Raw genomic sequence first — 13,526 nt, 5'->3', positions numbered from 1 at the left:
AATTTTGCATTAAATTTAAAAAGTATGGGTATGCCCGCAATAAAGGCAAAGGTTCTGGTAGGTGGGAAAAAATGAACAGGGACTGTTTGCAAAGGCGGAGAGTCCTGCACGGGAAGTAACAGGCCCGAAATAAAAGGGTAAAGGGCAGGGAATTACCTTTCCTGTCAGAGAATTTTGTGTACTTTATATAAATTAATATTGTCATAATAAAGGAGACGAAACATGAAAACAGAAAATCACAAATCCTCAACAGGAATGGACGCCAATGTATTTGCAATGCTGGTGTATATCATCAGTATTATATTGGGGTGGATACCCTATGTCTATTATGCGGCATGGGTATTTCCGATGCTGGTAATACTGGTCATTGAAAAAGACAGTATATTTGTCAAACGCCATGCGGCGCAGGCAATGGCGCTGTATATTGTCGTGGCAGTCGTACACATCATTTTTAATATTATCAGCGCGGCGATTGTGATTTCGCTGTATTCCCATCCATTCAGCTATTTCGGCGCGGCAGGCGGCGCTCTGGCGGTCAGCGTAATCAGCGGAATTATTGGGGTTCTTCTTATGGTTGCGGCGATCCTCGGCGCTGTAAAAGCCTATCAGTATGAGGACTATTCCATTCCGTTGATCGGAGGCTTTGGAGATAAAATTGCGGAAAAGATGCAAAATAAATAGTGGTACGCGCCGCTAAAACAAACGGGATTTTCGCGGCCTTAAACTTACAAAATATGAATTTTAAACAGGACACAGGCAATATGATGGGTGTCCTGTTTTTTTATTCGGGTTTCCGGTGTGATTCATTCATGTATGTTTGCGGTTTAACAGATTAAGCAAGGTATAAATAGAACAGCATATTGTTTCGTAATATCAAAATATCTCCGCTTCCTTTGAACGGATAGGGGGATATTTCATTCTGTTTCATCGGCTCTATTTTAATCCTGCCAATTTGCCTTGCCATCCATCACATCTGTTTTGAACTGTTCCCACGCATCTTCGTGCTCTACAAAATATTTTGGGCATAATTTTCCGGTCACGTCATAGTGCCGTATAATATCGTCTTTTTTAAAGTCGCATATATGGCTCAGCCATGCGGTCAGTTTCACCAGGGAGGCATAAGTGGCGTCTGTGAACGCGCCGCTTTCATCCGGATGGCACACTTCTATGGATATAGTATCGCGGTTCCGTTCATTGCTGGCAACCGATTGTTCGGCAAGGGGGATGCATTGTATAATTTCGCCTTCCAGCCCGACAATGAAGTGGGAATTGACCTTTGTACCAGGATTGTTAAAATAGCTGCGGTTTTGCGCGGCCGACGTGCCCGGATTGGCAACATAATGGACAACGATTCCATTGACTGCCTCCAGCAGGGTTCCTTTTCGCGCGTTGACGCCCATATCGATATATTCGGCGTCGATCCATGCGGGGGCGTCGACCTCTGCTAAAAAAGCCGGGTTCCTGTCGGTTTCATTTTTTGGAAAAATGCATACGGCGATCAGTAATGCAAGAATAGCCGCGGTTACGATAATGATAATTTTGCCGCGGGGATTTAATTTGTATTTTTTTCTTTTCCGGTTTCCAGCCATGTAAAATACGTTAATTGAATTGGAGCCAATTGTCAATACAAAACCGTTCATCTAAATCCCGGACGTGTGGGAACGGCAAGAGGAATTGCTTTAAAGTTTATTCAATAAACTGCACATTCTTCTTTTTCAATTTTTCCTTTATTCTTTTATACCTGCCTGTATCGGCGGTCCCTACACAGGATTCATTGCAGAGAATGGTAAAGCCTTTTTTAACACCATCCAAAGCGCTGCCCGCAATGCAATGGTTTCCATCTACACCCACCAATTCAAGCCTTTCCGCCTTTACCGACTCCAAATATGCCAATAAGGCCTTGTTTGAAAAGCAACTTGCCTTTCTCTTTTCGTAAATATTTCCGGAATGGACAGAAAGGGTTTCTGCCAGCTTTTTCGATGTGTTGGTATTTTCCCAAAAAAAACGGTTGGTTACATACACAATTGCTTCGGGGGAATATTCGCAAATCCTTTTATTTACATTCTCAATCAATTCCGCTGCATTATACGGATATCTCTTTTTGTTGCGTCCCGCCCCTACATAATCTTCCTGCATGTCAATTACCAATAAGCAATCCATTCCAGTCTCCCCGCTAAAAACGATTTATCAAGCCAAACATATTTTACCATAACCGGGACCTAAAGTCATTTTGCCGGAGCATGCCAAAATTCTGAGGGCAGCCTTAAAAAAAGAGATAACTGTTATACCGCAGGTTTCAAAGGAAGAGCCTGCCTGTAAATTAAACTTCCGGCAGCCTATATTTTAGTTGATGCGAAAAGTAATGTTTGGTATAATCTTTACAGCAAAGAACGCGCAGCCTTTTGCAGCTGCGGATAAGCGGACCAGCTTAAAAGGCAGTTTGCCGGTAATAACCGCCAGCACCTTGTTTTGAAGAGGCTTACCGGGAAAATGGGATTCAGTATTGCGCGCAACATAAAACTATAAGATGGTATTGCGCTGAATTTATTTGTGCAAAGGAACTGTTTACAGGATGACAGGAAAAACGGGAAACGAAAATCTGATTGACGGCAATCAAAGGGAACACATTCGTGTTCTCTTTTTTTAAGCAGAATGACCGGGAGGGCTATCATGGAACCAAAATACAAGAGAGTAATTATGAAAATCAGCGGAGAAGCGCTTTGTTCTGCTGAAAACCGACCGCTTGATTTTGATATTATCGACAATGTGACGGAACAGATCATTGAAGTGGCGGAACAGGGAGTGGAAGTCGGCATCATTGTAGGCGGCGGGAACATCTGGCGCGGGGCGCGCGTTGGAAAGCATATGGACCGTACGACCGCTGATTATATGGGAATGCTCGCAACCGTCATCAATGCGCTGGCGTTGCAGGATTCGCTTGAAGAAAAAGGCCTCCAGACGAGGGTCCAGACAGCGATTGAAATGCGGCAGATTGCGGAGCCGTATATTCGTCGGAAGGCAATGAAGCATCTTGAAAAGGGGCGCGTTGTGATTTTTGCCTGCGGCACAGGGAATCCTTATTTCTCAACTGATACGGCGGCGGCGCTTCGCGCGGCGGAAATGGAAGTCGACCTTATCATGCTGGCGAAAAATGTGGACGCGGTATATGACAGTGATCCGAAGGAAAATCCGGATGCCCTGCGCTTTGACACGATCAGCTATATGGATGTCATCAATAAAGGCCTCAGCGTAATGGATAATACGGCGATTACCCTGTGTATGGATAATCATATTCCGATCAACGTTTTCGGGGTAAACGAAAAAGACAGCATCCGCAGGGTCGTAAACGGGGAAGAAATCGGTACGATGATTAAATAGCCGAATCTGCAAAATCCTGCAAGTTGGGATTGAGTTTTAGACCGGGTTACGATACAATAGATATGAAATTAAAAGCACCTTTTTACAAAATCTGAGAATGATGAAAGGAATGGGTGACAAATGCAAATTAAACATGAGGCACTTGAAAAAGCCGAATCAAAAATGGATAAAACGCTGAGCGTTTTGAGGAAAGAACTTGTCAGCATACGCGCAGGCAGGGCAAACGCGCAACTTTTGGATGGGATAATGGTGGATTACTACGGAACCCCCACGCCGATCAACCAGGTGGGCAATATTGCCGCGCCGGAGCCGCGCCTTCTCACAATTTCCCTTTGGGACGCCAGTATGCTGCACGAGGTAGAGAAAGCGATCCAGTCGTCCGACCTGGGAATTAATCCCGCCAACGACGGCAAAATGATCCGCCTTGCTTTTCCGGAAATTACCGGTGAAAAAAGACAGGAGCTTGTTAAGCTGGCGAAGAAGAAAACGGAAGAAGCAAAAGTTGCGATCCGCTCGATCCGCCGCGATGCCAACGAGGTATTCAAAAAAGACAAAAAAGCGAGCGCAGTAACGGAAGACGATTATGAAATCCTGGAAAAGGAAATCCAGACGCTGACCGATAAGAAGACAAAAGAAGCGGAAGAAATTCTGGCGGCAAAGGAAAAGGAAATTCTTGAGATATGATCTTTTGGGCCTGAACCTCCGGGATGCGGAAGAAATTCTGGCACGGGAAGGGAAAAAATATACCGTGGTGCGCTATGTATCCTATAAACCCTACCGGGATGCGGATTCGGTGCGTGTCCTGAGAGTGCGGGAACAGGATGGAACATACGAGCTTTTGACAGGCGAATTTATTACAAACATTAAGACGTCTCAGGGCTGATGCCTTGGGACGCGCTTTTTAAAGGAGAACAATTTGGGACTTTTTTCAAAAAAGCGGTCTGCCCAGCTTACGGAGCTTGACCTCAGCAAACTGCCGGTACATGTCGCCGTCATTATGGACGGGAATGGCAGGTGGGCAAAAAGACGTATGCTGCCAAGGGTGGCCGGGCACCGTGCGGGAATGTACAAGGTGAAAACGATCATTCGCATGAGCAGCGATATCGGGATAAAATATCTGACGCTCTATGCGTTTTCCACCGAAAATTGGAAGCGCCCCAAGGAGGAAGTGGGGGCCTTGATGGGGCTCTTGATCGAATTTTTGCAGAAGGAGCTCGATGAAATGCACGAGCGAGGCGTGGTATTCCGTACGATCGGCGATACTTCCAGGCTTCCCCAGGCAGTGATAGAAGTCCTCGAAAATGCGAAACAAAAAACGAAGGACAATACGGGACTGGTGCTGAATGTTGCGCTCAATTATGGGTCGCGCACGGAGATCGAAACCGCCGTAAGATGCATTGCTTCCGAAGTGAAAAACGGCAGTCTTGCGGTTGAAAATATTACGGAACAAACCATTTCGGATCATTTGGAAACGGCCGGACAGCCCGACCCTGATTTTATGATCCGCACAAGCGGGGAGCAGCGGCTCTCCAACTATCTGCTCTACCAGCTGGCCTATGCGGAATTTTATTTCACCCCTGTATTTTGGCCGGATTTTGACGAACGGGAATATGAAATAGCCTTGCTTGAATATCAAAACAGGCAGCGCCGCTATGGCGGCCTTTGAGGAGTGATCGTATGTTAAAGAGAATTCTGGTGGCAATCCCGATTGTAATCATCGTAGCGCTCGCCGCGATTTTCCAAAGCTGGGTGATGATCGTGCTTGCGGCTGTCCTTGCCCTTGCTACGCAGTTTGAAATTGTGCGCGCACTGGATCAAAACGGAAAACCGGTCGTAACCTTTCTTTCCTACGCATTTGCCGTAGTACTGGCAGCTTATTTTGTCGGCTTTTTTATTTTGCTGCAAAAGGGAATGGATTATGCGTCATGGATGCCCTTAATGCTGCTTTGCACCTTTGTTGTGCTGATTATGCTTGTCTTCATTGTCTCGATGTTTTCCGGGCGGCATTCTGCGGACAGCGCGTCGAATACGATCTTCACCTTTGTTTATCCGCAGCTGTTCTTCGCGCTGTTTTACATGCTGATTTTAGGAAATATCGGGGACTACTACCGCATGCTTGTGGTGTTCCTCATGGTGCTTGTGCCTGCAATGTTTTCGGATACATTTGCCTATTTTGTCGGCATGGCATTCGGGAAACGAAAGCTATGCCCGCAGATCAGCCCCAAAAAAACCGTGGCGGGAAGCGTTGGGGGTGTGGCAGGCGGCCTTATCGGGGCGCTTTTGATTACATTGTTGTTTTGGGGCGGAAAAAACCTTGTCGGCTTCATGGCGGCAGGCGCGGCGCTCGGGGCAATTTCACAGCTTGGCGACCTGTCCGCATCGTTCATAAAGCGTTCACTGAATATTAAGGATTTTGGAAAGATTTTACCGGGTCACGGTGGTATAGTGGACCGGATGGACAGTATTTTGTTTTGTATCCCGGCCGTGTTTATTTTAACAATCGCCGGGTTGGTATCATAGATTGAGGAGAAAGTGCTTGAGAAACATAACGATATTAGGGGCGACCGGCTCTGTGGGACAGCAGGCGGCGGATGTTGCATGCGCATACCCGGATCGGATTCACGTGGGGTGCGTTTCTGCCCATAAAGACATAAAAACGCTGGCTAAAACAGCAAATAAGCTGGAACCGGAATATGTTGCCGTTACCGGGGCGGATGCGGATATTGGGCTGCTGAAAGCGCTCCTTGATTACGAACCGGTGATTCTTTCGAGCCCGGACGCTTTGACGGAGGCCTGTACGATCGGGGAGCCGGATATGGTTGTCCTGTCTGTCTTGGGGATTGCCGGACTCCCGGCGTTTGAAGAATGCCTGAAACATGGAATAACCGTTGCCCTGGCAAATAAGGAATCCCTTGTATGCGGCGGAAGGCTCGTACAAAAAATGATCCGTGACACGGGAACGCTGGTCCTGCCCGTAGACAGCGAGCATTCAGCCCTGTTCCAATGCCTTAACAACCGGTTTGACGTATCGGAGGTACAGCGCCTGTGGATCACCGCTTCCGGGGGTCCGTTCCTGCACTGGAACAAAAATGAAATAGACCATGCACCGCTGGAAAAGGCGCTGAAACATCCGCGGTGGTCCATGGGGCAGAAAATTACGATCGACTCGGCCTCGCTCGCAAATAAGGGGTTGGAGGTAATGGAGGCGCATTTTATGTATGGAATGCCCGCGGAACGGATTAAGGTGCTGGTCCATCCGCAAAGCATCATACATTCGATGGTAGAATGGAAAGACGGCTCGGTGACGGCTCAAATGGGCCCGGTGGATATGCGTATGCCGATCCAGAAATCGTTGCTTTTTCCGGAAATGCTGGAAAACCCATGCGTAAAGCCGCTTAATTTTTATGAAATTGGCAAGCTGGAATTCCTGGAACCGGATATGGAACGCTTTCCCTGTCTTGCACTCGCCTTTGAAGCCATCAGGACGGACACTACCGCCGTTTATAATTCGGCGAATGAAGAAGCGGTCGCCGGATACCTGACAGGAAAGATTGAGTTCCGCAGGATATACGAATTGATCGGGGACAGCATGAAGAGGTTTCACGGAGTTATCCCGGAGACAATTTCCGGGATACTGGAATTGGATAAAGATGTCAGGGCCTATGTGGATGCCCTGTTGTAGACGCTTGGAGGGAAATGATTGCAGATTGTACTGAGCATTGTCGTAACGCTGCTGGTGCTCACGGCACTGGTTGTGGCGCATGAATTCGGACACTATATCGTAGCAAAAAAACGCGGTATTAAGGTTGCGGAGTTTGCCATCGGCTTTGGTCCGAAGCTTATCAAATGGCACCGGGGTGAAACTGAATTTTCAATCCGCCCGTTTTTTATCGGCGGATATAATAAATTCGCGGACGACGAGGAAAAGGACCCCGTACCGGGCGACTTCCGCGCGGCGTCCCTGAAAAGCCGTTTTCTGACAATTATTGCGGGGCCGCTGATGAATGTGATTGTCGCGGTCGTTCTGGCGGCGGTTCTTTTAATGACCGTGGGGAACGCCCAGCCCGTTGTCACGGGGCTTGAACAGAATTCCACCGCGCAGGCAGCGGGAATTATGGAAGGCGATATTATCCGGGAGATGAACGGAGTCCGCATCGATTTTACATATGATTTACAGGATGCATATGGCGCGGAACAGGGGGATGCGCTTTCACTTACAGTGGAACGGGACGGGCAGAAGCATTCCTTCAGCATCCCCTATGAAGAGGAAGAGGTGGATGGCAGGAAACTGACCGGTATGTCCCTTTCGCTCGAGCCGCGTACGTTCAATTTCTTTGAAGCGGTTGCCTTAAGCTTTAAATGGCTATTCCTGGTAACGCGGGAGATGGTCATGGCGCTGGGGAACCTGTTCTTTATGGGGCAGGGCATGGAAAACATGTCGGGCATTGTAGGCGTTGCGAGCATGGTCGGGCAGGCGGCGATGATCGGCTGGGACCAGGTGGTAAACCTGACCGCTCTTCTGAGCATCAACCTTGCTATTGTAAACCTGCTGCCCATACCCGCTCTGGACGGCGGGAAAATTGTCCTGTATGCCGTGGAGGGAATCCGCAGGAAACCGGCGTCGCCCAAGGTGGAGGGGACGCTCAACCTGATTGGCATGGTGCTTATTTTCGGGCTTGCCATTTTCCTGATATTCCAGGATGTACAACGGTTGATATTGTAGAGGGTGGTTAAAATGAAAACAAGGGAAGTAAAAATTGGAAATGTCGCAATCGGCGGCGGAAATCCGATTGCGATTCAATCCATGACAAATACGGATACCAGGGATGTCCGCAAGACGGTAGCGCAAATTCATGCGCTCGAAGAAGCGGGGTGCGAAATTGTCCGCTGCGCCGTACCGGATGCGGAAAGCGGCTTTGCCCTGAAAAAAATTAAGGATGCCATTTCAATCCCGCTGGTTGCGGATATTCATTTTGACGCGCAGGCGGCAATTGCGGCGATTGAGAACGGAGCGGACAAGATTCGCATCAATCCCGGTAATATCGGTGGGAAAGATAAAATTGCCGCCGTGGTAAACGCTGCGAAGGCTGCGCATATCCCGATCCGCGTGGGGGCCAATGCAGGCTCCCTGTCGAAAGAAATTTTGCAGAAACATGGCGGTCCCACCGCGGATGCGCTGATTGAAAGCGTGCTCGAAAATATACGGGTCCTGGAACGCATGAAATTTAATGACATTGTAGTGTCTATTAAATCCTCCAATGTGGCGGTATGCGTCGAGGCTTACCGCAAAATTGCAAAAGCGGCAGATTATCCCCTGCATCTCGGCGTTACGGAGGCGGGGACGTACCATATGGCGGTAATCAAATCCTCCATTGCCATGGGGGCGCTGATATTGGATGGAATCGGCGATACATTGCGCGTATCCGTAACGGGCGACCCGGTCCAGGAGGTTTATGCGGCGCGGGATATTTTAAAGAGCTGCGGCGTTCGTAAATCAGGGGTGGAAATTATTTCCTGCCCGACATGCGGGCGCTGTACGATCGATATAGAAAAAATAGCGGAAAGCATCGAACGGTTTACCCAAAATATCAAAATCCCGCTGAAAATCGCCGTCATGGGCTGCGCGGTCAATGGACCGGGCGAGGCGCGGGAGGCAGATATCGGAATTGCCGGAGGCCGCGGGGAAGGCCTGCTGTTTGCGCATGGGGAAATTATCAAAAAAGTCGATGAATTCGATATATTGCCGGAACTGAGGCGGATGATACTGGATATTGTAGAGGAAAGGAACGAAGGACGTTGAACGCGCTTATAAAGAACCTTACAAAGGTAATTGACAAAATCAGCAAAGATAAGCGTTTTTCAAATTTAGTACAGTTTGACCGGGTGGAGTTTATTTCGGAAGAAGAGGTGCTGAAAGCCTTCTTCAAAACGTCGGAGCATCTCTCACCCTTTGATTTTTTGAAAACAAAACGGGCGCTGGAGGAATCCTGCGATGAAAAAGTAAAGGTTTCACTCGACCAGTCTCATTACGCATCGGAACTGCTTCGGGAAGAAAAAATTCTGGAGCAATACCTGAAGGATTATTTAATCCTGTCGGAACCGACGGTCATGCCCTTTATCCAGCCGGCCAAAGTAACGCCGGGGGACCGGATTTTAGAAATTTCCTGCGCAACAAAAATGGCTGAAGGCATTATCAGCACAATGAAGCTCGATACACTTGCCGAGCATTTTCTGCGCGATATATATGGTATGGAAATGGGGGTGCGTATCGGCACGGCCGAGGATACCCCCAGCGATTACGAACCTTCGCCGGAGGTGCAGAAAGCGATCAGCGCGCAAAGCGCCGCCCCGGCCAGGAAGGCCTCGCCGCGCCCTGGCGGGGGGCATGAAATGGCGCCGCCGCCCTGGGAGGCTCCGCCGGCTTCATCAGAGCCGCAGGCGCTGCCTGCCGATTTTCCAGCGGGAGAGCCTAAAAAAGCGGCTGCAGGCAGTGCTGTTACAAAAATGTGTGACCTTGCGCCCGATACGCGCGTTATGATCGAAGGCGAGGTCGTTTATACGGAGGACCGGGAGCTTAAGAACGGGGAACTTATTAAGCATAAATTTGTGCTCTCCGACTACACCTCCAGTATCACCTGCTTTTTTTTAGAGAGCAATAAATATAAGACGCGGCTTACCGCGCCTAAAAAGGGCCAATGGGTTGTCGTGACGGGTCTGTGCGCAGACGACAGCTTTGAACATGAAAAAACGGTCAAGGCCCAGAAAATTGAGAAGTCAAACCATAAAGACCGGGAAGACAAGGCTGAAGAAAAGCGCGTGGAGCTTCATGTACATACGCAGATGTCTGCCCAGGACGGCGTTTCGGACGTAAAAAAAATTGTTGCCCGCGCCGCAAAATGGGGCCATAAGGCAATCGCCATCACAGACCACGGCGTCGTACAGGCATTCCCGGATGCTGCCAATGCGGCAAAAGCAAACGGTATCCACCTGATTTACGGCGTGGAAGGCTATATGATCGACGATTCAAAGCGTATTTATGATTCGGATATACCCAAGGGGTTTCAGGATGAATATGTGGTGTTTGATATTGAAACCACCGGGCTTTCCCATATCAACTGCGATATCACGGAGATCGGCGCGGTGCGCGTTGTAAACGGGGAACTTACCGACCGGTTCCAAACCTTTGTGAAGCCCGGCGGGCCGATCCCCCCGAAAATCGTGTCATTGACGGGAATCAACGACGATATGGTGAAGGACGCGCCCCTGCCTGAGGTAGCGCTCGAGGAATTCCGGAATTTTTGCGGCGACCATGCGGTTCTTGTCGCCCACAATTCGGATTTTGATACCAAGTTTATTTTTCATAAATCAAAACAGTTTGGAATTACGTATGAAAATACGGTTGTAGATTCCCTCGCCCTGTGCCGTCTTGCGTTTCCGAAACTCAAAAACCACAAGCTGAATACGGTGGCGGCGCATCTCCATATCCCGCTTGAACATCACCGGGCCGTCAACGACGCGGTATGTACTGCCAAAATCATGCTGGAATGTTTCCGTGAATTTGAAAAACAGGACGCGCAGGATATGCACGGCGTAAACAAAATGTTTGCGGAACACGCAACCGGGAAAAATGCGAAAACCTATCATATTATTTTATTATGCAAAAATAAGCAGGGCTTAAAAAACCTTTATAAGCTCGTATCTTTTGCGCACCTTGACTATTTCCACCGCAAGCCGCGTATGCCCAAAAGTGTAATCGATGCGCACCGGGAAGGTATTATTGTCGGTTCGGCCTGCGAAGCGGGAGAGCTTTACCAGGCAATGCTGGCGGGCGCCGATGAAAAGAAATTGGAAAAGATAGCATCCTTTTATGATTACCTTGAGATACAGCCCACGGCAAACAACGAATTTATGGTGAAAAAAGGCATCCTTGCCAATAACGAAGATATCCGGCGTATCAATAAGCGAATCGTGGAACTGGGAAAGAAACTCGACAAACCGACTGTAGCGACCTGCGACGTACATTTTCTCGACCCGCATGAGGAGTATTTCCGCCGCATCATTTTCCAGATACAGGGATACGACGATACGGAGCAAGCCCCCCTCTACCTGCGGACAACAGACGAAATGCTAAAAGAGTTTGCCTATCTCGGGGAAGAAACGGCCCGTGAAGTGGTTGTGGAGAATTCAAACAAAATCGCAGACATGACGGAGGAAATCGAACTTTTCCAGTCGGAGACGGCAATGCCGAGCCTGCCGAACGCAGCGGAAAACATTACAGAGCTCGCATTTAAGACGGCAAAAGAAAAATATGGCGATCCGCTTCCCGAACTGATTGAGGCGCGCCTGAAGCGCGAACTGGATTCCATTGTTTCGCACGGATTCTCGGTCCTGTATTACAGCGCCCACCTTTTGGTGAAAAAGTCCAATGAAGACGGATACCTCGTCGGTTCGAGGGGCTCGGTCGGGTCCAGCCTTGCGGCAACTATGACGGGAATTACGGAAGTAAATCCTTTGCCGCCGCATTATGTGTGCCCGAACTGCAAACATTCCGATTTCGATATCGACAAGGAAAAATATCCCTCCGGAATCGACCTGCCCGATGCGGTATGCCCGGAATGCGGAACGAAATACCTGAAAGACGGTTATGATATCCCGTTTGAGGTTTTCCTTGGCATTGACGCGGACAAGGTGCCCGATATTGACCTGAATTTCTCGGGCGAATACCAGCCGACCGCGCATAAATATACGGAAGTGATGTTCGGCAAAGGGCATGTGTTCCGTGCGGGGACAATCAGCGCCGTAAAAGATAAAATTGCCTATGGCTATGTGAAAAAGTTCCTCGAACAAACGGGCACGCAGGCCAACGAAGCGGAGGTCAACCGCCTTGTACAGGGCGTTTCCGGCGTGAAAAAGACGACGGGGCAGCATCCCGGCGGCATTGTGATTGTGCCGCATGATATGGAGGTTTACGACTTCACGCCGGTGCAGAAACCGGCCGACTCGGCGGAGGCGGAATGGGTCACAACGCATTTCGACTTCAATTCGATGCACGACATCCTGATTAAGCTCGATATCCTCGGCCATGATGTGCCGACCATCATCAGGCTGCTGCAGGACGCGACGGGAATTGACCCGCTTACGATCCCGCTGGATGATAAGCCGACGATGAAGCTGTTCTCCGGCCTGGGAACGCTCGGTTTAAAATCCAAGGATTTGCTGGGAATAAAAACCGGGACACTCGGCATCCCGGAATTCGGCACAAAGTTTGTGCGCCAGATGCTGATGGACACGAAACCGACGACAATGTCCGAAATCGTGCGGATCAGCGGCCTGTCGCACGGCACGGACGTATGGCTCGGAAACGCGCAGGACCTGATTAAGGCCGGGACCTGTACGCTGAAGGAAGCGATTTGTACGCGCGACGACATCATGAATTACCTGGTCGATAAAGGCGTGGAGAAACGAATGGCATTCTTTATCATGGAGGCAACACGAAAAGGGAAGGTCGCAAAAAACGGCTTCACGGAGGACATGCAAAAGGCGCTTGACGACGCGCATATCGCAGACTGGTTTATCGAGTCCTGCAAAAAAATCAAATATATGTTCCCCAAAGCGCATGCCGTGGCCTATGTTATCATGGCGTACCGCATTGCCTATTGCAAGGTGCATTATCCGGAAGCGTTTTATTCGTCCTATTTTACGGTGCGTTCCAATGATTTCGACGCATCCTATGTTCTTGGCGGGATTGAGGACATTAAGAAAAATTGGCAGATAATCGAAAACAACGGAAACGCGACGGCGAACGAAAAGAACATGGCAACCATGCTCGAGGTGGCGTGTGAAATGTATTTGCGCGGATATCATTTCCTTCCGGTGGACCTCAAACGGTCGGATGCGGAAAAATTCCTGATCGAGGAAGACGGGCTGCGTTTGCCGTTCCTTTCCATTCCAAAACTGGGAGGGAATGCGGCGGCTAAAATTGTGGAAGAGCGGGAAAAAGGCGCTTTTATTTCCATAGAAGATTTACGGAAGCGGGCCAAGCTTTCCTCTTCCGTAATTGATGAAATGCAAAAAATGGGCACCCTTACGGGGCTTTCGCAAACCAACCAGCTAAGCCTTTTCGATTTTTAAGGCCGAGGTTTTGCAAT

Annotated in this window: 12 protein-coding genes; 10 read left to right on the top strand and 2 right to left on the bottom strand. The window is 49.1% G+C overall.

All coding sequences use genetic code 11. The features are described 5' to 3' along the window. The first annotated feature begins 222 nt into the window (after positions 1-222). Positions 223-681, top strand: a complete 459-nt coding sequence (locus BBD38_RS01550; protein WP_066683763.1) for a DUF4870 domain-containing protein — start codon at positions 223-225, stop codon at positions 679-681. Between the two features lie 257 nt (positions 682-938). On the opposite strand, the gene BBD38_RS01545 is transcribed toward BBD38_RS01550, so the two are convergent. Both BBD38_RS01545 and BBD38_RS01540 read right to left on the bottom strand, forming a co-directional pair. Then, positions 939-1,640 (bottom strand): peptidoglycan recognition protein family protein, encoded by a 702-nt coding sequence (locus BBD38_RS01545; RefSeq protein WP_082989397.1) that lies wholly within the window; start codon positions 1,638-1,640, stop codon positions 939-941. 46 nt (positions 1,641-1,686) lie between these two features. Continuing rightward, a complete protein-coding gene (locus BBD38_RS01540; RefSeq protein WP_066683761.1) occupies positions 1,687-2,160 on the bottom strand; it encodes a cysteine hydrolase family protein in 474 nt (157 codons plus the stop codon). Between the two features lie 507 nt (positions 2,161-2,667). Between BBD38_RS01540 and pyrH the strand changes: the two genes are divergently transcribed. The 9 genes from pyrH to BBD38_RS01495 all read left to right on the top strand — a co-directional run bounded on the left by pyrH (position 2,668) and on the right by BBD38_RS01495 (position 13,509). Continuing rightward, entirely contained in the window at positions 2,668-3,378 is a 711-nt protein-coding gene (gene pyrH, locus BBD38_RS01535; protein WP_147568049.1) for a UMP kinase, read from the top strand. Between the two features lie 120 nt (positions 3,379-3,498). Further along, a complete protein-coding gene (frr, locus tag BBD38_RS01530) occupies positions 3,499-4,062 on the top strand; it encodes a ribosome recycling factor (RefSeq protein ID WP_066683757.1) in 564 nt (187 codons plus the stop codon). Continuing rightward, positions 4,052-4,261 carry a hypothetical protein gene (locus BBD38_RS01525; protein ID WP_066683751.1) on the top strand — a complete coding sequence of 70 codons (210 nt, stop codon included), beginning with the start codon at positions 4,052-4,054 and terminating at the stop codon, positions 4,259-4,261. Before frr ends, BBD38_RS01525 begins: the two co-directional genes overlap by 11 nt. A 33-nt stretch (positions 4,262-4,294) precedes the next feature. Next, on the top strand, positions 4,295-5,044 hold the full coding sequence (locus BBD38_RS01520; protein ID WP_066683747.1) for an isoprenyl transferase: 750 nt from the start codon (positions 4,295-4,297) through the stop codon (positions 5,042-5,044). An 11-nt stretch (positions 5,045-5,055) separates the two neighbouring features. After that, a complete protein-coding gene (locus BBD38_RS01515; protein ID WP_066683745.1) occupies positions 5,056-5,898 on the top strand; it encodes a phosphatidate cytidylyltransferase in 843 nt (280 codons plus the stop codon). Positions 5,899-5,914: 16 nt separating this feature from the next. Next, entirely contained in the window at positions 5,915-7,060 is a 1,146-nt protein-coding gene (gene dxr, locus BBD38_RS01510; protein WP_066683743.1) for a 1-deoxy-D-xylulose-5-phosphate reductoisomerase, read from the top strand. Positions 7,061-7,078: 18 nt separating this feature from the next. Then, positions 7,079-8,101 carry a M50 family metallopeptidase gene (locus tag BBD38_RS01505; protein WP_066683741.1) on the top strand — a complete coding sequence of 341 codons (1,023 nt, stop codon included), beginning with the start codon at positions 7,079-7,081 and terminating at the stop codon, positions 8,099-8,101. Positions 8,102-8,113: 12 nt separating this feature from the next. Then, positions 8,114-9,178, top strand: coding sequence for a flavodoxin-dependent (E)-4-hydroxy-3-methylbut-2-enyl-diphosphate synthase (gene ispG, locus BBD38_RS01500; protein WP_066683739.1), 1,065 nt, complete (start codon positions 8,114-8,116; stop codon positions 9,176-9,178). Further along, the gene (locus BBD38_RS01495; RefSeq protein WP_066683733.1) at positions 9,175-13,509 is read left to right on the top strand and encodes a PolC-type DNA polymerase III; all 4,335 of its coding nucleotides are present in this window, start codon (positions 9,175-9,177) and stop codon (positions 13,507-13,509) included. Before ispG ends, BBD38_RS01495 begins: the two co-directional genes overlap by 4 nt. Positions 13,510-13,526 lie beyond the last annotated feature (17 nt).

Source organism: Christensenella intestinihominis (assembly GCF_001678845.1).
Classification (GTDB): domain Bacteria; phylum Bacillota; class Clostridia; order Christensenellales; family Christensenellaceae; genus Christensenella; species Christensenella intestinihominis.
The sequence above is the reverse complement of the archived record's forward strand: the minus strand, read 5'-3'. Positions and strand labels throughout refer to the sequence as shown.

Coding starts and splice junctions, on each gene's coding strand:
- frr (WP_066683757.1), top strand. CDS start 3,499: ATGCAAATTAAACATGAGGCACTTGAAAAAGCCGAATCAAAAATGGAT.
- BBD38_RS01540 (WP_066683761.1), bottom strand. CDS start 2,160: ATGGATTGCTTATTGGTAATTGACATGCAGGAAGATTATGTAGGGGCG.
- BBD38_RS01545 (WP_082989397.1), bottom strand. CDS start 1,640: ATGAACGGTTTTGTATTGACAATTGGCTCCAATTCAATTAACGTATTT.
- ispG (WP_066683739.1), top strand. CDS start 8,114: ATGAAAACAAGGGAAGTAAAAATTGGAAATGTCGCAATCGGCGGCGGA.
- BBD38_RS01515 (WP_066683745.1), top strand. CDS start 5,056: ATGTTAAAGAGAATTCTGGTGGCAATCCCGATTGTAATCATCGTAGCG.
- BBD38_RS01550 (WP_066683763.1), top strand. CDS start 223: ATGAAAACAGAAAATCACAAATCCTCAACAGGAATGGACGCCAATGTA.